The following is a 23,568-nucleotide window of genomic DNA, read 5'->3' on the forward strand; positions in this document are numbered from 1 at the left end:
TGTCCCTGAAAAGTGGTTGCTGATTTATTTGTAGAGGCAAATTCCAGCAGGGGAACTAAATTGTGAGAATTCTTAAAATTGTCCTCAATTCTTAACCGACCTTTAAACAATAGGGGCTGATTTATGCTGATGTTTGATTACTTGTCATCAATTGACACTAGTCTGCTGAGCATTGCCAAAGATTTTTTCACCATTGTGAATTACTCTTATTTTGAAAAAATGGTCTAAATATGAAAATTAAATCCGATTAAATCTGTTTATTGACAAGCAAAAAAATTAGCTTTTAAAACTATTTACACCGAGCAAATTACTAATTTGGGGCTGGTCTGAGGCCATGATTTAAAAGCCCCCGGTTTCCATAGGTTTAGGGGGAAACTAGGGAAAATTACCTCAGTCTTACTGGAGTTTTGGTGGGTAGATTGGAGAATCAAACCATAATTTTAGAAACGGGCTCCAAATCTGGTCAATGCTCTTTTTCGTTAATCCCTAGGGCAAAATGAGGGGGATATTCACAACAAAGCCATGCTAGCTAAGCTCCGTCAACGCCTTGCTTTTTTAATCCATACCAATGGCACCATTGATGGGGGTAGGGGAATTCGGACTTTTTGCGGCATGGCTGTGCCCTACTCGGCTGGCCTGGTTTTTGGGGATCCCCAGCTTGGTTTGGCCATTGGTTTAGCCTCCCAGTTAATTTTGCTGGCGGACGTGGGGGGGCTGTATTCAGTGCGCTTGAAAACTATTTTGGGGGCTTGGATCGGAGCGGCGATCGCCATGGCGATGGGGATGGTGGCGGTGCATTATGGCGGCATCGGTCTAATTGCCACAGGGTTAGTGCTATTTGTTTCTGGTTATTTAACGGTGTACGGAGAGCAGGGGGGCATGGTGGGAGTAGTCAGCAGTTTTGCTTTTCTGTTGGGCTCCCAAAATGTTAGTGCTGATTCTTTTGAACTTATTTCCCTGGCGATCGGCGGTCTATGGGGTTTGGTGTTAGCCATCGTTATCTGGCCCTTCCGTCCCAATCAACCTTTAAGGCAAATGGTGGCTAATAACTTCACCATTTTGGCTAATTATCTCAAAGCCATGGCGGCATCACGTTTTGACCAAGACGATCCGATGGTCCAGCCCCTGGTGGTGCAACTAAGACAAAATCTGCTCAAATCCCGCCAAGCTTTAGTGGAGAGCCAACGGGGTCTGTGGGGCCAGAGCAAATTACGGGAGTTATTACTGGTACTGATTGAACATACGGAACGTTTGAATAAGCCCCTAATGTTACTGAGTGAGATTATCAACTTTCACAATTTACCCCAATTGCAAACAGTACAAATTTTAATGGAGGATGCCATTAGTGCATTGGGAGATATTTGTTTGGATTTAGCCCAAATGGTGACGGGAAAACGGTGTATTCCCAATACGAACCGTCTGCAACTATTACTACAAGCTTTACAACAACAACAAACCTTACAAAAACAGGCCTTGACGGAAGATTTTGCTGACTATAATAGCTTGACCACTGTCACCCAATTGGTTACCCATTTAGAAAATCTGACCAATCAGTTATCCCAGACTATTCAAATGGCCCAACTACTGGAAAATCCCCGGCTGTTTCACCCAGGGGAAGGACCTGATGATGAGGGATTTTCCACCCCAGCCTTTACTCCTTGGTGGGAGCCCCTGAAAAATAATTTTCAGCTCAACTCTCCCCTGTTTCGCCATGGTTTACGGTTGGCGATCGGCGGTATGGCGGGGCTATTAATTGCCCAAATTACCGGTATTCCCTATGGTTTTTGGATTGTTTTAACCCTGATTTTTGTGCTCAAGCCGGATTTTAGCTTGACTTTCCAGCGCCTATCCAACCGTCTGGTGGGTACTCTGTTGGGGGTGCTGGTCATGTCCATTGCCCTCAAACTGGTTCAAGATCCCCATACCCTTAGCTTGCTCGGTATTTTGGCGATCGCCCTAGGTACTTCCCTGCTGAGATTTCATTACAGTGTGGCAGTCTTTTTTATCACAGCTTTTGCTTTAATTCTCAAGGCCATTGTGCCCGAAGTCCCGACGGAGTATGCCCTGGCATCCCGGTTAGTCTGTACCCTCATTGGCAGTGCGATCGCCCTGGTATTGGGGTTTAGTTTTTTACGGCAGTCGGAACGTTTTCGTTTCACCCAAGCTGGGGTCAAAATGATCGTCAATTTAGAAGCGTATTTTCAACAGTTAACCCCGGCCCTGTTGGGGCAAGGCTCCATTAATCAGCAGGAAGCAGAAAGGGTCCGCAATCAGAGTCGATTGGCCGCCACCGGTATGCAAATTGCCCTAGACCGTTTTATTAATGACCCCAGTACTCCCCTGGGGAAAAAGGAACCAGCCCTGACTACCACTAACTATTTAGCCCGTCTAAGTCGGGGTTTTCGGGTCTTGATCAGTCATTTGGAGAATAGTTCCGGCAGTAATCCTCCCCCTGCCATGGAACTGTTTACAACCCAAGTCGAGCAAAGTTTAACCGATTTACGCCTTTCCCTGGAAAATCAATCTTCGCCCGCAGCGTTGCCTCCCATGGCGGAAACCTTAAAGCAAATCCGAGATTATCATCAGCATTACCAGGCCCAAAGAATTGCGGAAATTGGTCAGCAACAGGGCAATACCCCCATCCGCCGTTATTTAAATGACTTTAACCTGGTGGTGGAGGAATGCCAACAAATTTACCAACGCCTGGAAACCATCCACTCGGCGATCGCCAGATTTACCGACTCCCCCGATCTGGCCCAGGAAATCAAACTCAAAAGTCAGCCCAGTTGAACCATGGGGGCAACAATAAAAACCACCCCAAACAGCGCAATGTTCAGAGGTGGTGTCGTAAGTTATGGAGGTTGGGGGAGTCAATAATCACCCCATTTTGGACAGATCTAGGCAATGGCTAGATCTTAATTCAGTGGAAGGTTTAGTAAACCCCAGGATTAATGCGGTCATCGCCGGAGATCAGTTCAATGCTGGGTTCAGTGACGGTGAAGCTACCCAAATTGGCTTCCAAGCGGCCTTTTTGAGTTTCGCTCAAACCAGGCATGTCCAAAACTTCCTCTACGGTATCGTAGGGAGCATTTTCGATGATTTTGCTGGCCAAGTTGGGATAAAAACCCCGCAGGTTACGAAAGTCCCGAATATCACTATTATTTAAATCAATTTTTTGGCCAAAATCCGTGGTTAATTTAGCATCCACAGCATTCAGTTCAGCTAACAGAGGATTGGGGGTAAGGGCCTGGGCCAAATCCGCCCCCAAAAAACCCATTAGTCCAATCAATAAGCTACACGCGACCAGTAGGCGGGAAATAAATTTCATGAATTGTCTCCTATAAACCAAGGCAATGAATTGTTACTATCTAAGAAAATTATGCCGACTGCGCCGATTTTGGCAGGTCAAACCAGCGCTAATTACAATAGATTGTATATTCTTGGGGCACTGCTGACCATCTTCCCCGGACTGACTGAGTAATTATACTTATTAGGATTGTGGTTGGTTTAACCCCTGGGACGATTAAATACCAATCACGTATTTTCGCCATTCATGGTTGCGGTCGTTGCGGGTATGTTTAATGATTTCAAACAGCAAACTGCTGTAGGGGCGACGGGGAGTATAATTTAGGGACATTTGTGCTTCCCTGGGGGTACGATTGCCCTTTTTAATGTTACAGCGCACACAGGCAGTGACAAGGTTTTCCCAACTGTCACCCCCACCCCGGGAACGGGGAATGATATGGTCTAGGGTGAGTTGTTCTCCCTTGTAGTTGCAATACTGGCAAGTATGGCGATCACGCTCTAGCACATTGCGGCGGGTGAGGGGAATTTCCTTGTAGGGAACCTTGATATATTGCCTCAGGCGGATCACTGATGGCAGGGGGAAATTGGCATAGATCAGCTTGCCGTTATTTTCCAGAGCTTCGGCCTTATCTTTCAGCAGTAACACCACTGCCCGTTGCCAATGGGTAATGTTCAAAGGTTCATAGGAAGCGTTGAGGACTAAAACCTTAGCCATGGTCTGCCATCGCTGAATTTTTCCCTAGATGCTAGCACAATCAGCTTTTGAGATTCATGGAGTGTCTTCAAAACCTAAAATTTCCTTGCCACTGCTCCAGAGAGTGTTTTAAAAGTCTCCCTGTACCCCGCCAAGTTTGGTAGGAAACTAGAGAAAAATCCCCTGGCATTGCTGGAGTTTTAGGGGATAAACTCTAACCCAGCAAACAGACTCTGGGCAAGTTCGTCGCCAGAGAAGAATTGTGTCGTCATTCAAAGGCAGACCCCCAACGATCTAACGTCAGGGGCCAAGGATAGCCTGAGCTAATTATTGGGGATATTTGTTAGCCAAAAAATGGATTATTCCTCGGCATTTTTAACCAAAATTTCGCCTTCAAAAGGTTGAACACCAACGGTGGGATATTCGTCGTCGGAAGGGCCAAAAACCCTGGCGAATGCTTCGGTAAAATACTGCACAAGATCTTGTAACATTTGATTTAATTTCATCATAACCTCCGTCCCTATCAGGGAAACTCAACAGTTGTCTTGTGGGCAAGTTTGAGAAAATGGGGAGGTTCTGGCTCTCTGGACTAACGAACCAGGACTAGGTTATCGATTAGCTTATTTTCCTGCCCCCTGGCTTTCCTCTTGCCTTAATTATCCAATGAAAAATAGGTTAAATGAGGATTTCTTAATATATTTTCAAATTAGGGTGATGTTTTAAACCATAATCAACGACGATTTTTTATTACTCAATCCATCTTTTACAAGCGGCGCATACCGACTTAGATGGTTATCACAGTTACTTCGTGGTTTTCCGGCAAAGATAATTTTATTTGATCTAAGCCTTAATTTTTGTCTTAATTAACTGGCTTGTTAGATCATGTATTCACTGCCGAGTTGATTGAGAAATGTTGAGAATAACCAGACTAAAGCGCTGCAAAGTCCATTGACAGGGGGGGAGGTATCCCCTACGCTTAGGCTTATTTTCCGGCCTCCGGTCCACCGGGTCAGCTTGAGCAATTGATCAATAATTCATTTAATTCATTTAATTCATTCAATAGAACTAATCAATGCGTGTTTGTGTTATCGGAACGGGATATGTGGGTTTAGTCACCGGGGTTTGCCTGGCCCACATTGGCCATCAAGTAATCTGTGTTGATAACAACGAGGAAAAGGTCAAGCTCATGCGCGCGGGGCAGTCCCCCATTTATGAGCCTGGGCTATCGGAATTGATGGTGGCTAATATGGACAGCGACCGATTGCTATTCACCACCGATTTGGGCAAAGGGGTGCGGGAAAGTGAAATTCTTTTTATCGCCGTGGGAACCCCAGCCCTGGAGGATGGCTCCAGTGATACCCGTTATGTGGAAGCGGTGGCCCGCAGTATTGGTGAGCATTTGGATGAAAAGTATCGGGTAATTGTCAATAAATCAACGGTGCCCATTGGTTCCGGGGATTGGGTGCGGATGATTGTCACCGAAGGCAATGAGGCCCATCAACAACAAACGGGTCAGGCGATCGCCGTCAACTTTGACGTGGTGAGTAACCCAGAATTTTTGCGGGAGGGGTCTGCGGTTTACGATACCTTTAACCCAGACAGGATTGTATTGGGAGGGAATAATCCCCAGGCGTTGGCCTTGATGCGGGAACTTTACACGCCCCTGATTGAAAGGCGGGTGGGGGAAAATCCCGATCTGCCGCCGGTGCCGGTGGTGATGACGGACCTCAGTTCCGCTGAAATGATTAAGTATGCGGCCAATGCTTTTTTAGCTACCAAAATTAGTTTCATCAATGAAGTGGCTAATATCTGTGACCGGGTGGGGGCGGATGTGACCCAAGTGGCCCAGGGCATTGGTCTAGATTCCCGCATCGGCAGTAAATTTCTCAACGCAGGCATTGGTTGGGGGGGGTCCTGTTTTCCGAAGGATGTGTCTGCTTTGATCCACACCGCCAAGGACTATGGCTACACCACCTCCATTTTGAATGCTGTGGTGGAGGTAAACCAAGTACAACGGCTGATTGTGGTGGAAAAATTACAGCAGGAGTTGAAAATCCTCAAAGGCAAGGTGATTGGCCTGTTGGGATTGACCTTTAAGCCTGATACGGATGACATGCGGGATGCTCCGGCTCTGAACATTATTCAGCAACTGAATCGCTTGGGGGCCAAAGTAAAAGCCTACGACCCGATTGTTTCCCAGTCCGGGGTAAGCCATGGGCTGTCGGGGGTGCAAATTGAGTCGACCCCAGCTATGTTGGCAGACCAGTGTGACGCCCTAATTTTGGTGACGGAATGGCAGGAGTTTTTAAAGCTGGATTTTCCGGCCCTGGCCAGCCGTATGCACCAAGCGGTGATCATTGATGGTCGAAATTTCCTGGACAAAGCCAAGTTGCAACAGTCCGGCTTTCGTTACCTGGGGGTTGGTCGTAGTTAGTTATTGTCCATATCGGCTAAAGCGTTGATGGAAGGTGGCGATCTCCAGCTCAATCCCGGTAACAATATTGTTCAACTTTCTGTCAACACCCCGTCCCCCGGACAGGGAAGGGAAACAACGTTACAATTAGATACAATTATCGTTGTCAACCATGGCGGTGAATGCCTTGCCCTGGAAGTGTTTCACCATCACTGACGACGGCGTAAAAATTGTTCCACTGCTTTCTCTATGAATTCCGTAGCCCCTTCCATAACTGATAACCAATTCGATGTGGCGATCGCCGGGGGAGGTGTTGTGGGGCTGGTACTAGCGGCGGGTTTGCGCCATACGGGACTAAAAATTGCCATTATCGAAGCGTTACCGAAGGAGCAGGCCCTTACTAAGCCCCAAGCCTATGCCATTTCCCTGCTGTCGGGCAAAATTTTAGCGGGGCTGGAGGTCTGGGATAATATTAAGGACTCCATCGGCCATTTCGACCGCATCCAAATTTCCGATAACGACTATCAAGGCACTGTCCCTTTTACTAAGGAAGATGTCAATGAATTGGCCCTGGGGCATGTGGCGGAACATCCAGTCATTCTGCAGGCGTTGGAAAATTGTGTAGAGCAATGTCCCCGCATTACCTGGTTTCGTCCTGCTGAGCTGATCGGTTTTACGGAGGGAGAAAAGCACAAACAGGTCACCCTCCAACAGGAAGACAAGGAAATCACCCTACAAACCAAATTGTTGGTAGCGGCGGACGGGGCCCGTTCCCGCATTCGTTCCCTGGCCGGCATTAAAACGAAGGGTTGGAAATATTGGCAATCCTGTGTGGCTTTCACCATTCAGCACCAAGCCCCCGACAATACCACCGCCTTTGAGCGTTTTTGTGACACTGGCCCCATGGGGATTTTGCCCCTACCCGGCGATCGGGCCCAGGTTGTCTGGACTATGCCCCACCATAAAGCCCATAGCCTAATTAACCTACCGGAAGCAGATTTTATTGGGGAATTGCGTCAACGCATTGGCGATCGCCTAGGGGAATTTCGTTTGGTCAATGCCCGTCGTTTATTTCCAGTGCAACTAATGCAGAGCGATTGCTATGTGCAACCCCGTTTAGCGCTGGTAGGAGATGCGGCCCACTGTTGCCATCCCGTCGGAGGTCAGGGTTTAAATTTAGGTATTCGGGATGGGGCGGCGTTGGCCCAGGTCATTGCCACTGCCTATGGTCAAGGGGAGGATTGGGGTTCTCTAGCCGTGCTCAAACGTTATGAACATTGGCGCAAACCGGAAAATTGGCTCATTCTTGGCTTCACTGACCTACTGGATCGTTTCTTTTCTAGTCATTGGCCACCAGCGATCGCCTTGAGGAGATTGGGCTTAGAAGTGTTGCGCCTAGTGCCCCCGGCGAAAAAGCTAGCCCTGCGTTTGATGACTGGTTTGCTGGGTCGCAGACCCCAACTAGCCACAGGACAACGTTGAACAAGTCAGTAATCCTAGATGCTAAGGCGATGGGCAATTAAACTGCCCAGCAATACACCGATCGCCCCGATCACCAGACTTCCTAAACCGTAGAGTATGCCCTCGGCCAACTGTCCCGTGCGCCAGAGGGACGTTACCTCCAAGGCATAAGTAGAAAAGGTTGTGTAAGAGCCCAAAAATCCCACCGCTAAAAGTAACCTTAAATCCGGGGACAGTAAAGCAGGCTGGGTCGCCAAGGTCACCACTAACCCCATACCCACACAACCGGAAAAATTAATTAAAAAAGTGGCATAGGGTAAATCATTGCCAAAAATTCTAGCCAGAAAAATAGTGGCATAGTAGCGGGCCAAAGCCCCTGGTATGGCGCCTAAAATAATTGCCAATGGCGATCGTAAAGAAGCTGGCATGGCCCCCAACCATTGCAACAAGGGATTCATACAAGATCGTCAAAATCGAATTCCCGGTCTAATTGTTGTTGGGAAGGTATACCCCGCCGCCGACTACCACCGGACAATGGGACCAACAAACTGCCCACCACCAATCCCCCGGCTACGGCAAACACCAACAGCAAACCCACCGGCATCTCAATGGATTGCAATGTTAAAAAGCTCAGGGCCACCGGGGTGACATTTTGGATGGTCAATAACGCCAGGGATATTAACCCCAAAGCTAAAACCATGGCGATCGCCAATTGACTTATGCGACGTAGCATCCAGATCCAACTCCCCTGCCTAGGCGGTTGCACTTCCCAAGGATAGCTCAAAAACCAGCTTGCTCCGTCACCACAACTGCCATAGCTTGCCTAACCCCAACCCAAGCACCGGGGCAATTAACTCCATTAATCAGTGGTTAACAGTAGCAAAAAGAATCGTCAGTGATTTTGCCCTATTCCACTTTTTTCCATGTTCATCCCCCTAAAGATGGGACTGACATGTCTTGGGGGGGACGCCTATGGTGGTAGTAGAGCAGTCAAGCTCTAATTTGGTCTCGGTGTGTTAGGACGTGTCAAGGAGAGAAGCTGATGAAATTACAGCATCCCAAACCCCACAAATCTGTCCGTCGGGCGATGCGCTCTTGGGCCGGCCCCTTGGCGATCGCCCTAGTGATGATCATCGGCCTGGAAACGGCGGCAACGGCGGCTTTTTCTAGTCTCGAGGAACATACCGTTGTTTATAACGGCAAATGCCCCGGCGACAGGGACGATGACTGTAGGGACTAGGCAAAAAAAGTCCGTTGGCTAAGGGCACTGGTTGATTTATGAACCGGTAATTACTCCCCGCTAGCGGACCATCCGCTTGGTCTTTTACCACTTATCACGAACGGCAGGCGAGGGAAAATCTCCTTCACCTCCTTTTTTTTGACAATTTTTGCCTGGCTGGAGGCAGAATAGAAGCAGTGCGGTCAGATTTTCGCCCAATTACTGCGGAGGTAGGCTAAAAAAATTTCTGTGGCCCTGCCCACTGGCGAGCTTAAGATTAGAATAAAGCGAGAACTTTCCCGACAAAATCGTCTCCACTGCTCAGGACAACGACTTGTGCTCTATCTGGCTGAAATTAAGAAACAAACCAAAAACTTTTTAGGCGGTTACAAAACCGAGTTCAAGCTTCTGGCCTGTCAGCACAGCGACCAGACCTGGAGTGCCCTGCCTAACGAAGAAAACTTCCAAACCGACGACATGGGAGAAGCCAGGGAGGGAACCCTTTGGATTCTAAACCTGAGTAATAGTCGTGCCCTGCAAGGAACTCCAGAAGTGGCGGCGCCGGAGTTAGTGCGGCAACTGCAAAAACTCTCCCGCCTCTCGGAAAAACTCAAAGAACAACAGAGCGAAATTGAACGTTGGCGAGAATCCCTCACCTTTCAGTTCCAGGAACTGAGCCAGCGGGAAATGGAAATTGAAGCCAAGGAATCGGAAGTTGAAGACCGGGCCAATCAACTTGCCCAGGTAGAACAGCAAAAATATGAGGTGGAGCAGGCCCGGCAAAAATTGGAAGGGCAAAGGGAGCAACTAGCCGAACTCCAACAACAGTTTGGCAGTTTGCTCGAAAATAGCGCCGAAAATCGGGAAGTTTTACAGGGTATACTCCAGCGCTTGGGGGCTTACCCCGAGGCCATCCCTGCCCTATTCAAGGCCGCTGCCAATGCCCAGCAAAGCGCCGAGCAACAGCAACAGGTCTTCAATGACCATTGGCAGGTAGTCACTAATGCTGAACAAGAATTGGGGAGGAACCAGGCATTAATCCAGCAAAAACAGGAATTATTGTCCATCCATGGGCAGGAATTAGATGCCATTTCCCAAGAGTTGACCAAAGCCAAAGTGCAATTGACGGTGGAGCAGCAGGGGGTGGTGAATGGTCAAAAGCTCTTAACCCAGTTGAAAGCTGAAATTGCGGCCGCTGAAAGTTTACAAACTAATCTCTATCGGCTGGCCACCGGCGCCATGAGCGTTAATAAAGATCATCAAATTGACGTGCAACACCTGGAGCAATTGCCCCTGGGGGAACTGGAAGAAACAGTTAAAGCATTGCAAACGGATATGCAAAAACTGGCCCGCTTTGTTAATGACCAAGAAGAAGAGTTGACCCTACAGTGCGAAGAAGTGGATGCCATCCAGGCCCGCCTAGATGCCGCCGATGAGTACAGTCGCCTAACCATTGAGGAGGAGTTGAACGAAGAACAGGAAAGGAAGCGGATGCTGGACGAAACCCTAATTGGCCAGCGCCGCAACCTCAAGGAACGGCAGGAAGTGTTGTTGCAACACTTAAAAATTCTCCGTCGCCGTCAGGGCATTGTGGAAATTGACGACAGTATTCCCAACATTGACTTGGATCCAGTTATCCAACAATTGGAGGAGCGCAAGCATAAACTCCAGGGGGAAAAAACCAAGTTGGAACAGGATTTGCAGTCCACTAAGCAGGGTTTAGGGGAAATTGAAACGATGATTGCCAACCTCGACCAGCAGTACCAGGGGAAAAAGAATAATTTTGAACACGATCGCCAGGAAGTGGAGGATCTACAAAAGCAGACGGCGGCACTGGAAGCCCAGGCTCGTTTGTTGAGGGCGGCTCTGCAGCCCCTGCAGGACCAGTTGGATGTGATGAAGCCCCAGTTGCAGGAAATTCAAACCCTTTTATTTGGTGGCTAGTTAGCAATTTCCATGGATTTGGAGAGGTTGCCTATGCTTTCCGGGAGGAGACGGGATTAGGCGTGAAGAAATTTCCTCCTCCCCTCACATTCTGGCCTGGATTGCTGGGATAATGGGCGCTATTATGAGCTTCTGCATCGAAACCATAGTCCTGAAGTTATGACCCAAACTACCCTCGCTCCGTCCCGTCATCCCCTCAGAGAATATATTCAAAACCTAGAGGCGGGGCAGGCCCTGTTGGCGGATTCGCCGGAGAACACGCTGGAAGTGGTGGGCATTCTCAAAAGCTATGGCGTTATTCTCGATGCCTATTCCATCAATCTGCAACACATTGCCCATACCCAGTATCTGAAGTTATTTCCCTTTTTTAAATATTTCAACGGCAATATCAACGGCGATCGCCTACTGAAACATTGGTGGCACAATCGCATTAACTACGAATATGCAGAATATTGCATGAAAGCGATGATGTGGCATGGGGGGGGGAAATTGGATGAATACCTAGATAGTGCGGAGTTCAAAGTCAACGTTAAAAAATTAATTAAAGCGAAAATCAAAGGTAATCCCTTTGTGCAACTGCTTAATCAAATTTTTCCCGAATTTTTGCCTGAACAAATGCGGATGATGGCCTACTATTCCGCCCTGGGTCAATTCTGGCGGGTAATGGCGGATATCTTTTTGAATTTATCTGACCGCTATGACCGGGGAGAAATTAAAACCATTCCCGCTGTGGTGCAACATATCCAAGACGGTTTAGTGGCCGATGCTGCCCGTCCCATTGTTTATCGGGTGGAGTTGGGGGGAACTAGTTATGATATTTTGCCCCCCAGTGCCAATTTAGCTTTTTTGATGGAAACCGCTGTGCCCTATGTGGAGGCAGTGTTTTTCCGGGGTACTCCCTTCCCTGGCACCATTTCCTATAACGCCCAGGCAGGACAAATTCCCCCGGACCAAAGCCTATTTACCTATGGAGCCCTCTATGCCGATCCCCTCCCCGTTGGTGGAGCCGGCATCCCCCCCACCTTGCTCATGCAGGATATGCGCCACTTTTTGCCGGACTATCTCCGGCAGATTTATCAGGCATCCCTAAGGCAGGAAGGGGATTTACTGGTGCAAATTTGTGAAACTTTCCAAAAATCCATGTTTTGTGTCACCACCGCCGCCATCCGTGGTTTGGCCCCCCACCCCCTGGAGACCGATAATCCCCAGGAACAGGAGGCTAACCGGGCTTACCTAGAAAGTTGGATGGATCGTTTCCTCACTTCCCGGGTAGAAATTATTAACCAACCATCAACCATGGCCGATTAGTCGGCTTTCCCTCAGCACTGTGGTTGAAAACATTGAAACTATTGGGCAAGCAATGGAGCGGTGTCGTCAGGAAACCCTCCGCCTGTTGCATCGTATTCCCCCGGCCCTAGGCGATCGCCAATGGCACCCAGATTTTAGCCCCATTGATTGGCACTTTGGTCACATCGCTTTTACTGAAGCCCTGTGGCTATTGCCGGAGCCAGAACGGGAACGATTCCATGGCCCAGCCTACCAAAAGCTATTCCGGGCGGATGGTTTGCCCAAGGCCCAGCGTTGCGCTCTGCCCGACCGGGACGCCATTAAGCAATATTTAGGGGACGTGAGAGCGGCTGTGGAACGGGTATGGCAATCTGCCCCGTCTCCTTGGGATCAGAGCAAAACAAGGTTATGGTGGTGGCTCCTACAGCACGAAGTCCAACATAGCGAAACCATCAGTTTTCTCAGCCATTTAGCCGGCATTGACCTAGGGGTTGATCAACCTCATTACTCCACTGACTCCCAAAAATCCCCTTTGGAAGCGGCCATGGTGGCCATTCCCGCCGGAGCCTTTTGCCAAGGTAGCGAACAAATCTGGGCCCAAGACAACGAACGCCCTGCCCATGGGGTCGAAGTAGAACAATTCTGGCTAGATAAATACCCTGTTACCCAAGCCCAATATAAACAATTCATCGATGGCGGTGGTTATCAACAAAGCAAATACTGGACAGAGGCCGGTTGGCAATGGCGATCAACGGCCAACATTACAGCACCGCTTTATTGGCAACCCGAAAGTAAAACCCAGGATCATCCCGTCTACGGAGTCAGTGCCTACGAAGCAGAGGCCTATGCCCACTTTATTGGTAAACGCTTACCCACAGAGCAGGAATGGGAAAGGGCCGCCCGTTGGTCTGGGGAGCATCACTCCAGCACCTATCCCTGGGGAGAAGCCTTGCCCCGTTCGGAGTGCTGTAACTTTAATAATCACCATGGGCAAACTACCCCTGTCAATTATTATGACCAGGGTCGTAATCAAGGCGGCTGTTATGACCTGTTGGGCAATGTCTGGGAATGGACTGCTTCTACTTTTGAACCCTACGAAAATTTTCAACCCTATCCCTATCGAGGTTACTCCCAGGTCTATTTTGATGGGGAACATCGGGTGATGCGGGGCGGCAGTTGGGCTACCCGCAGTTGGGGCTTGAGGGCTAGTTTCCGCAATTGGTACCATCCCTGGACTAGGCAAATTTTAGTCGGTTTTCGTTGTGCCAGTTAAGGTCTGAGCTATCCTTTCTGCGGGAATGAAGTATGAAGTAAACTTTATCGAACTGCAATTTTCAATGGCTAAAAACCGCCAACAAAGCGGCCAGGACTAAAAAGATTGGGGGGGTCAAACTGATTTTTTAGGCGGCCCATCATAGCTAAACCATGGCCACTCTGGCCCCAAATGTCACAGTGTTTTTTGTATGCGGGAGGTGCTTCTAGTAGCGTTAGGTAACCCCCATAATTTTGACAAATTTGTCTGTGCTGGCGTAATTCTTCCCGGTCAAGCTGGCTAAAACGGACCCAACCAATGCCATTGCCCAACTGTACGTGTCCCAATCCCGGCAACTGTTGCAGAAACTCCACCGCTTTAGCGGGCAAGAGGCCAAACTTACAGAGTATGGGGCCCATAATGTTTTGCCCTGCCATGGCATTTTCCCACCGTTGCCAGAGTTCAATTTCCTCCTGATGTGCAAAGGATTGGCTTTCTAGGGTGAGGGCTTGGGCAAGTTTTTCCACCTCACCGACCTGGGCTTGCACCACCGACTCGAGGTTTTGGAAACGGATGAGTAAACCCAATTCTTTCCCAAGGTTTAATTCTCCCACTAGACCCTGGGAACAGATCAGAGCCGCGGTGGGGGCCAGTCCCGATCGCCGGAGGGCTTGACTGAGTTCGGTCAGCCGGGCCCCATTACCAGTCAAAAAAACGGTTTGGGAATGGGAAGGTAGGGGATAAAGACGAAACGTGATTTGGGAAATAAAGCCCAACGTGCCGTAGGAACCAATGAAAAGTTTCATCAGGTCATAACCAGCCACATTTTTAACCACCCTGCCGCCGGCCTTAGCGAGTTGTCCATCCCACCGGACAAAGGAGAAACCCAGCACCAAATCCCGCACTCCACCGTAACGCTGTTGCCAAGGCCCGGCACAACCTGTGGCCATAATGCCGCCCACCGTTGCTTGGTCATGGTAGAGGGGATTGAGAGGCAAAAATTGCTGATGGGGTTGCAATATAGCCTGCAAATCCTTGAGTTTTACCCCCGCTTCCACCGTCACGGTCAAATCTGCCACCGCATGGTCAACAATGCTATTCAAACGACCACTGCTCAACAGTAACTGCACCGGCTTAGCCAAACCGCCCCAAGCGAGTTTACTTTGGTTGCCACAGGGAATAATTGGCCAATTGTTTTGATGGCACTCACCCAATAGGGATTGCAACTCTTGCTGACTCTCTGGAGCCACCCAATGACTAGGGGCATGTTCCGGCTCGGCCAAAGCCTGGGCGATCGCCATTTGTTGCTGGGGAGGTAAATCTTTGACGGAACAGCTAGAGCTGTGGGGGAAATGCTGGGGCAAAAAAGGCAGAGAAGCAACGGCCATGGAACTTAATAAAGGAAAATGGTAACCCCAACACGGTTAATTAGAGTTAGCTACAGCGCCAATCCTAGCGCAGTTTAACTATCGATTCAATGGAAAATTTAGGGCTACATATTCTCGGAGAATAGCATAGAGCTTCACTGTAGTTGCTAGAATTTGTTTAGGGTTAGGGGACACTCCACTGGCATTATCCCCAGATTGAACAGAATTAATTTTTAGCCTATCCCCGAGACGTCAATGTCCTCCCCCCAAACTACCACTGTTTTTGCCATTGACGATAGCCCCTTGAACCTTAAAGTTCTCCGCCGTTTTATCGAGAGCTTGGGTTGGCGGGTATTCACCGCAGAAGAGGGCGCAACGGCCATCCAGAAAATTTTTCAGGTGCAGCCTGACATCATTATTCTCGATATTATGATGCCCGGAATGGATGGCTTTGAGGTTTGTCGTCGCCTCAAAGAAACCCCCACCACTGCCAAAATTCCAGTTATTTTTCTCTCCGCTTTGACTGACCAAGAAAGCATTGTCAAAGGTTTAGAATTGGGGGCAGTGGATTACATTCATAAACCATTTCAGCAAGCAGAAATATTAACTCGTTTACAACTACAGCTGAAGCTATACCAAGCAAATCAAGCTCTGACAGAAAAGAATCAGCAGCTAGAAGAACAAATTCAAAAAAATGAACGAACTCAAACCGCATTAATGCAATCAGAAATTAATTTTTCTGTGGCTTTTAATCAAAATCCTGACCCTATTTTTATCTATGGTCGCAGTAGTGGTTGCATCATGGATGTTAATCAGCAGTTTTGTGATTTTTTTGGTTTAGTCAAACAAGAACTGGTGGGAGTGATTCATCAACAATTTAATTTCTGGGTGGATGAACAACAGCGGCAGCGATTTCTACGGGACTTATTGTTGTGGCAGCAGGATAGTGAGGTCAAGTTTAATAACTGGGAGGTAGAAGTTTGTGATTACCAGCAACAAATCCGCACAATGTTGCTGTCTGGGGAACCCATAGAATTCAATCAGGTAAATTGCTTGCTATTTGTGATGCGAGACATTACTGAACGCAGAAAGGCGGAAAAGCAGTTAAAAATTCTTTCCCAAGCCTGTGAACAAAGTCCAGCTTCCATTGTGATTACCGATGTTGAAGGCAATATCACCTATGTAAATCCTAAATTTGAGGAAGTTTCTGGTTATAGCTCAGAAGAAGTGGTGGGATGCAACCCCAGAATTTTAAAATCCGGTGATAAAACCAAAGATGATTATGAACTAATGTGGCGCACTTTGGCTTCCGGTCGCCCTTGGCATGGGGAGTTTCACAACCGCAGAAAAAATGGTGAATTGTATTGGGAAAGGGCTTCCATTTCTCCCATTTGCAATCAGCAGGGCATTATTACCCATTACGCGGCGGTTAAAGAAGATATCACCAAGGAAAAACAACAGGCAGCGGCCCTCTTTCACCAGGCCCACTATGACCATTTAACTGGACTGCCTAACCGTATTTTGGCTAAGGATCGTCTCCAGCAGGCGATCGAATCTGCCCTGCGCCATAAGCATTTAGTCGGCTTAATGTTTTTGGATTTGGACAATTTCAAAAAGGTAAATGATACCCTCGGCCACAATGCAGGGGACCAACTCTTGGTAGAGGTATCAGAAAGACTACAGCGGGCCCTACGCCAAACCGATACAGTGGCTCGCTTGGGGGGAGATGAATTTTTAATTATTGTCGACCAAGTTGCCCATAGCCGCAGATTAACGGCGATCGCCCAACGTTTATTGGGGGTAATGCGGCAACCGGTTAATTTGCAGGGAATGGAATTTTTTGTCCATGGCAGCATTGGCATCACGGTGTTTCCCGACGACGGCTTCCAGGCAGATACGTTACTACGCAATGCCGACACGGCCATGTATGCGGCCAAATTGGCTGGGCGCAATATGTTTCGCTTCTTCACTCCCCACATGAATCAGGCGGCCCAAAAGAGGATTGTTATGGAGTCCGAATTGCGGCAGGGCCTGGCCCGTCAGGAGTTTAAGATTTTTTATCAGCCCATTGTTAACCTCAAGTCGGGGGAAATTGCTGGAGCTGAAGCCTTGATGCGTTGGCAAAATGGACGGCTGGGAGCCGTGCCCCCGGACCAATTCATTCCCATTGCGGAGGAGCTGGGTTTAATTGTGGAGTTGGGGGAATGGTTGTTGGATAATGCCTGTCGCCAGGTGGCCCATTGGCATATACCTCTGGGGGATAAGCTTTTTTGGTTGTCCGTTAATGTTTCACCCCGGCAGTTAAAAGATGGCTATTTTGTCAGTATTTTGCGAGAATTTTTACAACGCTATCAGGTGCGTCCGGAGTGGCTAGAGTTGGAAATTACAGAAAATTTAATTCTGGAAGAAAATGGCGATCTATTGAAGAATTTAAGTGATTTAAAAGAGGAAAATATCAGTCTTTCTTTAGATGATTTTGGTACAGGTTATAGCTCTTTAAACTATCTGCGTAAATTCGATTTCAGTTCCCTCAAAATTGATCGTTGCTTCGTCGAACTACTGCCTGACGATCAAAATACCGTCGGTTTGGTAAGGGCTATTATTGCCATGGCTCATCATTTGGAGCTAGAAGTGATTGCGGAAGGTATTGAAACTCCTGCACAATGGGACTTTCTCCGCCTGGAAGGATGTGACTACGGCCAAGGCTATTTATTTAGTCCACCGATCGCCGTGGAGGAGTGGGAAGGTCTGTGGCAAAAGCAACCGTTCTTCCCCTGATTCCGGTAGGATGGGATCAGCCAAAATCCAGGTTAGTTTGCTGGGTTATTCGGCCTAGTTGGATTAGCTTGAAGGGGAAGGGAAGCCATGGGGCAACCAGGTTTAAAAACGGGGTTTAAGACTGTGTTGAAAAAGCCTCTCGTAGTAGGAGGAATTGGCCTATCAGCCCTACTGGGGCTTTGGTCTGCTACCCACAGTGCCGAACAACCGTGGGATCAATGGGGATTATGGATTTTATCTGGTTTGGGATTGGTCATCTGGCGCTGGCGGCGGCGTTATCAAGTCTCCCCTGAGCAGAGGCCGGCGTTAACTCCAGAAGTTTTGCAAACGGCGATCGCCAATGGGGAAAAGTTGTTGGCCCGTCGTCAGTCCCAAGCTCCGGATTTGGCCTTGGAAGATTTAGCCCAGGAACTCCAAGCACTACAACAATCAGCTTCCCAACCCCAGGCATTGAACGGTATTGTCCTGGGGGAAAAACGCAGTGGCAAAACTAGTTTATTGGACCTATTGCCTTCCCAACTCACCCCAGGGGAGGAAGAAAAACCCCTAATTCTCAATTGGCAGGTGGTGGCGGCGGAAACGCCCCCGGAAACCATAGCCCAGTCCATGGCGGATGCCCATTGGATATTGGTGTTAACCACCGGAGATCTGACCAGCGCCCAGTGGCAGGTGTTGGAGTTTTTACAAACCCACCATCACCATTGGCAATTGTTATTTAATAAGCAGGATATTTACCCGATCGGCGATCGTCAAACCCTCTGGGACCAACTGCAGCATCAAGTTAATCAATTGGGTAATCCCAACCCGGTTATCCCCATTAGTGCTGCCCCCCAGGCGATCCAAATTCGTCGTTATTTAGCCGATGGCCAATGGGAGGATGATCAGGAAACGCCTCCCCCCGACCTGGGGAATTTAATCTCCCAACTTCAACAACGGGCCGCAGAGCAATGGGAATCCCTGGTTCTGGGTCAACAATGGCGTCGATGTCAGGCTATTAACCAAGAAGTGGAGGAACGGTGGCGGGAAAATCGTCGCACCCTAGCCCTGCCCTTGGTAGAGCAGGCCCAATGGCTAACCGCCGGCACGGCCTTGGTTAATCCGGTGGCCAATCTAGATCTGCTGACGGCGATCGCCATCAATGGTCAACTGGTCTGGGACCTGGGGGAACTGTATCATCAAAAAATTTCCCTGTCCCAGGCCCAAACTGTAGCAAAAGAGATGGGGGCAATTCTGATCAAACTAGGTATGGTGGAACTATCCACCCAAGCCCTGGGGGCACTGTTAAAAAGTCAACCCCTCACTTACTTGGCCGGTGGTGCCCTGCAAGGACTGAGCGCCGCTTACTTGACCCGCATTGCTGGCTTGAGCTTGATCACTTTCCTCGAAAGTCAAAGTCCTGACCTGAGTGAACCCCAATGGGATTGGCAAAAGCTGACCGCAGTGGTCAAACAAACCTTTGAGCAAAATCAGCGTCGGGCTGTATTGCAAGGATTTTTCCAGCGGGCCCGCCAACAATTAAGCCCAGCCTCCCCAACTACTGCCTAGTTAGCTGGTTAATAATTTCAGCGGATCGGGGATAGGTATTTAGCAAATCTTCCCTGTTGGCCAACTCAAAGTCCTGAAAATCAAATCCGGGGGCAACGGTGCAACCTACCAGGGCATAATCTCCCCCCAGTTTGACCCTGGAGGCAAACCAACAACCCCGGGGAACTACGGCTTGGGGTGCTTCTCCTTTTTCCAAGTCCAAGCCCAGGTTGATCACTGCCAATTCTCCTTGGGGCGAAAACCAATAAATTTCCAAGCTATCACCGGCATAGAAGTGCCACATTTCATCGGATTTAATTCTGTGGAAAGCGGAGAAATTATCCTTAGTCAATAAAAAATAAATGCCTGTGACTACATTCCTATCCCCATCGAAACCATGAAAATTGCCTTGGACTGGCGATCGGTAAGTTTCCTTATAAAATCCTCCTTCAGGATGGGGCAGTAGGGCTAATTTTTCTACCCAGTAATTAATTGTTTTTTTCATAAAATTAATCCTAGTTTTTTTGATTAATTTGATTTATCCAGGGGAGATAAATTAGTTTTTTGCCAGCTTCTGCTCCGACCAATCTGGTAAATTTTTTCCCAGGCCATATAGCCAGAAAAGACCGATGGAACCTAGCAAAACTAACGCAAGACTGACTACTTGGGCCACCCTTAATGGACCAAACATTAAACTGTCTAGCCTTAGACCTTCAATCCATACTCGACCAAGGCTATAACCAATTAAATAAGCACAGGCTACCGTACCGGTTTTGATTTTTTCAGGATGTCGCAGACCATAAAAAAATAAAGTTATTAACATGGCAAAAACGCCTAAGTTCCAGAGGGATTCGTATAGGAAGGTGGGGTGAAAATAGGCATAGTTAGTTAAATTCGGGGGGCGATTAGCAAAGGGAATATACAACTTCCACGGCAAATTAGTGGGGGCACCAAACGCTTCCGAGTTGAAAAAATTACCCCAGCGCCCGATCGCCTGGCCAAGAATAACTGCCGGGGTGAGCACATCGAGTAGATTCCAAAAGGACAGATGATGTCGGCGACTGAATAATAGTAAAGCTAAACTGCCACCAATGAGGGCACCATGGATGGCAATGCCTCCTTGCCAAATGGCAAAGATATTCAGCCAATCTTGAGCATAGCGGGGCCACTCAAACAAAACATAATACAAACGAGCGGAAGGAATGGCCGCCACCACCAGCCAAATAACTAAATCATTGAATAAATCAGGATTGATCCCCCTTTTTGGCCCCAACCATTGGCATAGGTTCAGGCCGATAATGACAGCACTGGCAATCAAAAATCCGTACCAGCGCAGGGCAAAACTCCCCACTTGGAACATCACCGGCCCGGGGGACTGAAATTGTCCTAAAAACATTTGCTCAATCATTAACTTCCTTACGGCGATCGCCAACCCCTAATTCTTAGCATCAATCTGGGACCTTACCCAAGTCCGGAAAGCCTTGATGGTTTTGTTGCGGCCCTCATCGTCAATACGTTTTAGATAGGCAGGAATAATTTCCTTGAGGGGAAAGCTAGGAAAAATTCGGCTAAATTGTTGCTCTTGATATTTTCCCTGTTCCAGGCAATGAATTTCCAATTGTCGGTGCTTAAAACGCCACACTTCCGGCACCCCTAACTGGGCATAAATATCCAAATGGGTGCGGGAGGTGAGATCCACTTCCAGAGCTAAATCCGGTGGCGGATGAATGGCGGCATCCCAACGCTTTAAACCCCGCACTTTCGCTTCATTTTCAATGTAAAAACAGTTATCTGGCTCTAAACCTAGGCCGAGAAATTTATTTTTAAACGTTGTTGAACCGAGGGGATAAAATTCAATGTCTAATTCTTCCAATAAAACCTTAATCAGATCGGCGCTTAATGCTTTAGCAATCTCATGTTCGACAAGGGGAGCTATGACCTCCAACCGCTTGTGACAGTAGGCAATGCGAGAACCACGGTGTTCCCCCAGTTCTTCCAGCAAAGCTTCAAATTCGTCCCAGTCCACATCCTTTAAAACCAACGTCTGGCCGGGAAGCACACTAATGCGGTCTAGGGATAGCAACATGGTACAAGCCTCCTTCCTGAAAGCATGGTTAGTTCCTATTATTACCCCTCTCCATTAGACCAAGACTAATTCTCAGCCTAATGCAGAGGTAAACGGTAAAAACTAGTGCAGATTTCAGCTATTAACCCAGTCCTGGGGAACCAAGAATTTTTCCGTTAATTCCGCTTCCGGGCTACCGGCTTCCGGGCTATAGCAATATTGCCACCGTACCAAGGGGGGCAGGGACATCAAAATGGATTCCGTGCGGCCATTAGTTTGCAAACCGAAAATGGTACCCCGGTCATAAACCAGGTTAAATTCCACATACCGGCCCCGACGATATAACTGGAACTGCCGTTGGCGATCGCCGTATTCAGTATGGTGACGTTTTTCCACAATAGGGCTGTAAGCTGGCAAAAATGCTCGACCACAGCGTTGAGCAAAGCTAAATAAATCTTCCCAACCGAGGGGAGCAATGGGGGCCAATTGCTCACTATATTGGGCTGCTGGGCCACTGGTGTCGGGACCACGGTAGAGGGGAGCATTGCCATCTTGGTAGTCAAAAAAGATCCCCCCAATGCCCCGCATTTCCTGGCGATGTTTCAGGTAAAAATACTCATCACACCATCGTTTGAACACCGGATAAAATTCCCCGTGGGTCTGGTCACAGGCATTCTTCAGCGTGCGATGGAAATGGGCCGCATCCTCCGCAAAGGGATAGTAGGGAGTCAAATCTGCTCCACCACCAAACCACCACACCGGGCCTGCTTCAAAGTAGCGGTAATTAAGATGCACCGTGGGAACGTAGGGATTTTTGGGATGTAACACCATGGAAGTTCCCGTAGCGTAGAATTCATGGCCTTCTGCTTCGGGGCGCTGTTTTAAAATCGAAGGGGGTAGGGATTTGCCCCAGACTTCAGAAAAATTAACTCCTCCCTGTTCCAAAAAATCTCCGTCCGTTAAAACCCGGGAACGGCCGCCGCCCCCTTCTTCCCGTTGCCAACTATCTTCCTGAAATTTGCCTTTACCATCTAAGACCTCTAGCCCTTGGCAAATTTCGTCTTGGAGAGACTGCATAAATTGGCTGACCCGTTGCTTTGCGTCGGCCGGTGGCAAGGAATGGGTTGTTTGGGGTTGGGTTGTGGGAGAAACGGTCATGGTGAAAATTGCTGAAGAGCTTGGGTAACTTGTTTACGAATACCTGAAGGTACGTCTGAAAGATCTAGAACCTGACCCTGACATCGAACTAATGAAGCTCCCGGCAACGTTAGGAGACTTTGGGCAAGTCCGATTTTTCCTAGAATTAAGGGGCTAGGGGGATTTCTCAAACAGGTTCTAAACAGACGGAGAAAAACTGGCAACTCTAGGTTGATTCGGTTCCCTAAAATCACCAGTTTTCCCTGGATAAATTGTCATGCTAGGAGAATCTAGCTTTCGGAGGTGGCGAGCCCTACTTCCGTACTGCCTTGGCTACGACGACGGGTCAGGCTGTTGAAGACCATAATACCGATCGCCTTGATCAGATTACCTTCAAGTTCGTTGAACATTTTCATGTTCATGGCAAAGGCGTCATTGGCTTCAGCCACAATTCGTTCCGCTGTGGCCTGGTCAATGGGCAGATCATTCATGGCTTGACGATAGGTATTTTTAAAAGCCTTTTCGTCATCAATGTCGGCAAATTCATAGAAAGCAGTGCCACCATCATGGAGATTCATGGCATTTTGGGCAATTTTCTTGAGAATTTGACCACCGGAAAGATCGCCTAAATAACGGGTGTAGGAATGGGCTACTAACAATTCGGGGGCGGTGGCGGCTACTTCCCGCACTCGGTCTACGTAGGCCTGGCCAGCGGAAGAAATTTTTACTTCCTGCCGCCAATTGGGACCGTAATAGAATTGCAGATCCTGTTCTAAACTTTGTTTACGGTTTAATTCAGGGAAGTAGATCTGGCTCAGGATGGGGTGATCCTTGAATTTTGCCATTTCCTCTTCCATGGCACTGTAGACAAAGTAGAGATTGCCAACCAGCTTACGGTAGGAATTTTTCTCGACAACGCCCTTAAGGAAGCATTTGACAAAGCCGACGTTCTCCGCCATGGAGTGGGATTTTTTCGTCCCTTCCCGCAACTGGGAAGCTAAGTTGACACTCATGCTAAAAATACCTGTATATCTTGGGTTGAATGAAAAGTTGGCTGTTAAGGAAGATAAAAATATGCCTAGTTTATTAGCCTAAACGGATTCGTTAAGTCGTACCATTAA

The 23,568-nt window shown here is 48.3% G+C and carries 21 protein-coding genes; 10 read left to right on the forward strand and 11 right to left on the reverse strand.

Annotation, left to right across the window (positions count from 1 at the left end):
* The first annotated feature begins 522 nt into the window (after nt 1-522).
* The gene (locus tag H6G45_RS09505; RefSeq protein WP_190598211.1) at nt 523-2,790 is read left to right on the forward strand and encodes an FUSC family protein; all 2,268 of its coding nucleotides are present in this window, start codon (nt 523-525) and stop codon (nt 2,788-2,790) included.
* 142 nt (nt 2,791-2,932) lie between these two features.
* Here H6G45_RS09505 and psbU read toward each other — a convergent pair whose 3' ends face one another.
* The 3 genes from psbU to H6G45_RS19835 form a co-directional block, all read right to left on the reverse strand.
* Nucleotides 2,933-3,328 (reverse strand): photosystem II complex extrinsic protein PsbU, encoded by a 396-nt coding sequence (psbU, locus tag H6G45_RS09510; RefSeq protein ID WP_190598212.1) that lies wholly within the window; start codon nt 3,326-3,328, stop codon nt 2,933-2,935.
* Between the two features lie 195 nt (nt 3,329-3,523).
* Nucleotides 3,524-4,021 carry an HNH endonuclease gene (locus H6G45_RS09515; protein ID WP_190598213.1) on the reverse strand — a complete coding sequence of 166 codons (498 nt, stop codon included), beginning with the start codon at nt 4,019-4,021 and terminating at the stop codon, nt 3,524-3,526.
* 338 nt (nt 4,022-4,359) lie between these two features.
* Nucleotides 4,360-4,491 carry a hypothetical protein gene (locus H6G45_RS19835; RefSeq protein WP_255512810.1) on the reverse strand — a complete coding sequence of 44 codons (132 nt, stop codon included), beginning with the start codon at nt 4,489-4,491 and terminating at the stop codon, nt 4,360-4,362.
* A 581-nt stretch (nt 4,492-5,072) separates the two neighbouring features.
* Here H6G45_RS19835 and H6G45_RS09520 point away from each other — a divergent pair.
* Genes H6G45_RS09520 through H6G45_RS09530 form a run of 3 tightly spaced genes read left to right on the forward strand, consistent with a single transcriptional unit; the run spans nt 5,073 to nt 7,895 of the window.
* Nucleotides 5,073-6,434, forward strand: coding sequence for a UDP-glucose/GDP-mannose dehydrogenase family protein (locus H6G45_RS09520; protein WP_190598214.1), 1,362 nt, complete (start codon nt 5,073-5,075; stop codon nt 6,432-6,434).
* A 3-nt stretch (nt 6,435-6,437) separates the two neighbouring features.
* Nucleotides 6,438-6,629: a hypothetical protein gene (locus H6G45_RS09525; RefSeq protein ID WP_190598215.1), complete on the forward strand. Its 192-nt coding sequence runs from the start codon at nt 6,438-6,440 to the stop codon at nt 6,627-6,629.
* A gap of 33 nt (nt 6,630-6,662) precedes the next feature.
* On the forward strand, nt 6,663-7,895 hold the full coding sequence (locus H6G45_RS09530) for an FAD-dependent hydroxylase (RefSeq protein WP_190598216.1): 1,233 nt from the start codon (nt 6,663-6,665) through the stop codon (nt 7,893-7,895).
* 14 nt (nt 7,896-7,909) lie between these two features.
* Here the strand turns inward: H6G45_RS09530 and crcB are convergent, their stop codons facing one another.
* Complete coding sequence (crcB, locus tag H6G45_RS09535; protein ID WP_190598217.1) at nt 7,910-8,332, reverse strand: fluoride efflux transporter CrcB; 423 nt, start codon at nt 8,330-8,332, stop codon at nt 7,910-7,912.
* On the reverse strand, nt 8,329-8,607 hold the full coding sequence (locus H6G45_RS09540) for a lipopolysaccharide assembly protein LapA domain-containing protein (RefSeq protein WP_194019554.1): 279 nt from the start codon (nt 8,605-8,607) through the stop codon (nt 8,329-8,331). The genes crcB and H6G45_RS09540 overlap by 4 nt, the downstream gene beginning before the upstream one ends.
* Before the next feature lie 309 nt (nt 8,608-8,916).
* On the opposite strand from H6G45_RS09540, the gene H6G45_RS09545 reads away from it, so the two are divergent.
* The 4 genes from H6G45_RS09545 (at nt 8,917) to H6G45_RS09560 (ending at nt 13,597) form a co-directional block, all read left to right on the forward strand.
* A complete protein-coding gene (locus H6G45_RS09545) occupies nt 8,917-9,114 on the forward strand; it encodes a hypothetical protein (RefSeq protein WP_190598219.1) in 198 nt (65 codons plus the stop codon).
* Between the two features lie 315 nt (nt 9,115-9,429).
* On the forward strand, nt 9,430-11,037 hold the full coding sequence (gene hmpF / locus H6G45_RS09550) for a pilus motility taxis protein HmpF (protein ID WP_190598220.1): 1,608 nt from the start codon (nt 9,430-9,432) through the stop codon (nt 11,035-11,037).
* A 159-nt stretch (nt 11,038-11,196) separates the two neighbouring features.
* Entirely contained in the window at nt 11,197-12,345 is a 1,149-nt protein-coding gene (locus H6G45_RS09555) for a CO2 hydration protein (RefSeq protein ID WP_190598221.1), read from the forward strand.
* 19 nt (nt 12,346-12,364) lie between these two features.
* A complete protein-coding gene (locus H6G45_RS09560) occupies nt 12,365-13,597 on the forward strand; it encodes an SUMF1/EgtB/PvdO family nonheme iron enzyme (RefSeq protein ID WP_190598222.1) in 1,233 nt (410 codons plus the stop codon).
* Between the two features lie 68 nt (nt 13,598-13,665).
* Here H6G45_RS09560 and H6G45_RS09565 read toward each other — a convergent pair whose 3' ends face one another.
* A complete protein-coding gene (locus H6G45_RS09565) occupies nt 13,666-14,964 on the reverse strand; it encodes an FAD-binding oxidoreductase (protein WP_190598223.1) in 1,299 nt (432 codons plus the stop codon).
* Between the two features lie 234 nt (nt 14,965-15,198).
* Here H6G45_RS09565 and H6G45_RS09570 point away from each other — a divergent pair, with 234 nt between their 5' ends.
* Together H6G45_RS09570 and H6G45_RS09575 are read left to right on the forward strand one after the other, a co-directional pair.
* On the forward strand, nt 15,199-17,721 hold the full coding sequence (locus tag H6G45_RS09570) for an EAL domain-containing protein (RefSeq protein ID WP_190598224.1): 2,523 nt from the start codon (nt 15,199-15,201) through the stop codon (nt 17,719-17,721).
* Nucleotides 17,722-17,808: 87 nt separating this feature from the next.
* Nucleotides 17,809-19,266, forward strand: a complete 1,458-nt coding sequence (locus H6G45_RS09575) for a DUF697 domain-containing protein (protein WP_190598225.1) — start codon at nt 17,809-17,811, stop codon at nt 19,264-19,266.
* Here H6G45_RS09575 and H6G45_RS09580 read toward each other — a convergent pair.
* The 5 genes from H6G45_RS09580 to H6G45_RS09600 all read right to left on the reverse strand — a co-directional run bounded on the left by H6G45_RS09580 (nt 19,256) and on the right by H6G45_RS09600 (nt 23,460).
* The gene (locus H6G45_RS09580; protein WP_190598226.1) at nt 19,256-19,750 is read right to left on the reverse strand and encodes a cupin domain-containing protein; all 495 of its coding nucleotides are present in this window, start codon (nt 19,748-19,750) and stop codon (nt 19,256-19,258) included. The two genes, H6G45_RS09575 and H6G45_RS09580, sit on opposite strands and share 11 nt — an antisense overlap.
* Before the next feature lie 51 nt (nt 19,751-19,801).
* Nucleotides 19,802-20,653 carry a prolipoprotein diacylglyceryl transferase gene (gene lgt / locus H6G45_RS09585; protein WP_190598227.1) on the reverse strand — a complete coding sequence of 284 codons (852 nt, stop codon included), beginning with the start codon at nt 20,651-20,653 and terminating at the stop codon, nt 19,802-19,804.
* A gap of 27 nt (nt 20,654-20,680) precedes the next feature.
* Nucleotides 20,681-21,331: a Uma2 family endonuclease gene (locus tag H6G45_RS09590; RefSeq protein WP_190598228.1), complete on the reverse strand. Its 651-nt coding sequence runs from the start codon at nt 21,329-21,331 to the stop codon at nt 20,681-20,683.
* Nucleotides 21,332-21,445: 114 nt separating this feature from the next.
* Entirely contained in the window at nt 21,446-22,468 is a 1,023-nt protein-coding gene (hemF, locus tag H6G45_RS09595; protein WP_190598229.1) for an oxygen-dependent coproporphyrinogen oxidase, read from the reverse strand.
* Nucleotides 22,469-22,737: 269 nt separating this feature from the next.
* Nucleotides 22,738-23,460 (reverse strand): heme oxygenase (biliverdin-producing), encoded by a 723-nt coding sequence (locus H6G45_RS09600; protein WP_190598230.1) that lies wholly within the window; start codon nt 23,458-23,460, stop codon nt 22,738-22,740.
* Nucleotides 23,461-23,568 lie beyond the last annotated feature (108 nt).

Source organism: Synechocystis sp. FACHB-383, assembly GCF_014698605.1.
Classification (GTDB): domain Bacteria; phylum Cyanobacteriota; class Cyanobacteriia; order Cyanobacteriales; family Microcystaceae; genus Synechocystis; species Synechocystis salina.

Coding starts and splice junctions, on each gene's coding strand:
- H6G45_RS09505 (WP_190598211.1), top strand. CDS start 523: ATGCTAGCTAAGCTCCGTCAACGCCTTGCTTTTTTAATCCATACCAAT.
- psbU (WP_190598212.1), bottom strand. CDS start 3,328: ATGAAATTTATTTCCCGCCTACTGGTCGCGTGTAGCTTATTGATTGGA.
- H6G45_RS09515 (WP_190598213.1), bottom strand. CDS start 4,021: ATGGCTAAGGTTTTAGTCCTCAACGCTTCCTATGAACCTTTGAACATT.
- H6G45_RS19835 (WP_255512810.1), bottom strand. CDS start 4,491: ATGTTACAAGATCTTGTGCAGTATTTTACCGAAGCATTCGCCAGGGTT.
- H6G45_RS09520 (WP_190598214.1), top strand. CDS start 5,073: ATGCGTGTTTGTGTTATCGGAACGGGATATGTGGGTTTAGTCACCGGG.
- H6G45_RS09530 (WP_190598216.1), top strand. CDS start 6,663: ATGAATTCCGTAGCCCCTTCCATAACTGATAACCAATTCGATGTGGCG.
- crcB (WP_190598217.1), bottom strand. CDS start 8,332: ATGAATCCCTTGTTGCAATGGTTGGGGGCCATGCCAGCTTCTTTACGA.
- H6G45_RS09540 (WP_194019554.1), bottom strand. CDS start 8,607: ATGCTACGTCGCATAAGTCAATTGGCGATCGCCATGGTTTTAGCTTTG.
- H6G45_RS09545 (WP_190598219.1), top strand. CDS start 8,917: ATGAAATTACAGCATCCCAAACCCCACAAATCTGTCCGTCGGGCGATG.
- H6G45_RS09555 (WP_190598221.1), top strand. CDS start 11,197: ATGACCCAAACTACCCTCGCTCCGTCCCGTCATCCCCTCAGAGAATAT.
- H6G45_RS09565 (WP_190598223.1), bottom strand. CDS start 14,964: ATGGCCGTTGCTTCTCTGCCTTTTTTGCCCCAGCATTTCCCCCACAGC.
- H6G45_RS09570 (WP_190598224.1), top strand. CDS start 15,199: ATGTCCTCCCCCCAAACTACCACTGTTTTTGCCATTGACGATAGCCCC.
- H6G45_RS09575 (WP_190598225.1), top strand. CDS start 17,809: ATGGGGCAACCAGGTTTAAAAACGGGGTTTAAGACTGTGTTGAAAAAG.
- H6G45_RS09580 (WP_190598226.1), bottom strand. CDS start 19,750: ATGAAAAAAACAATTAATTACTGGGTAGAAAAATTAGCCCTACTGCCC.
- lgt (WP_190598227.1), bottom strand. CDS start 20,653: ATGATTGAGCAAATGTTTTTAGGACAATTTCAGTCCCCCGGGCCGGTG.
- H6G45_RS09590 (WP_190598228.1), bottom strand. CDS start 21,331: ATGTTGCTATCCCTAGACCGCATTAGTGTGCTTCCCGGCCAGACGTTG.
- hemF (WP_190598229.1), bottom strand. CDS start 22,468: ATGACCGTTTCTCCCACAACCCAACCCCAAACAACCCATTCCTTGCCA.
- H6G45_RS09600 (WP_190598230.1), bottom strand. CDS start 23,460: ATGAGTGTCAACTTAGCTTCCCAGTTGCGGGAAGGGACGAAAAAATCC.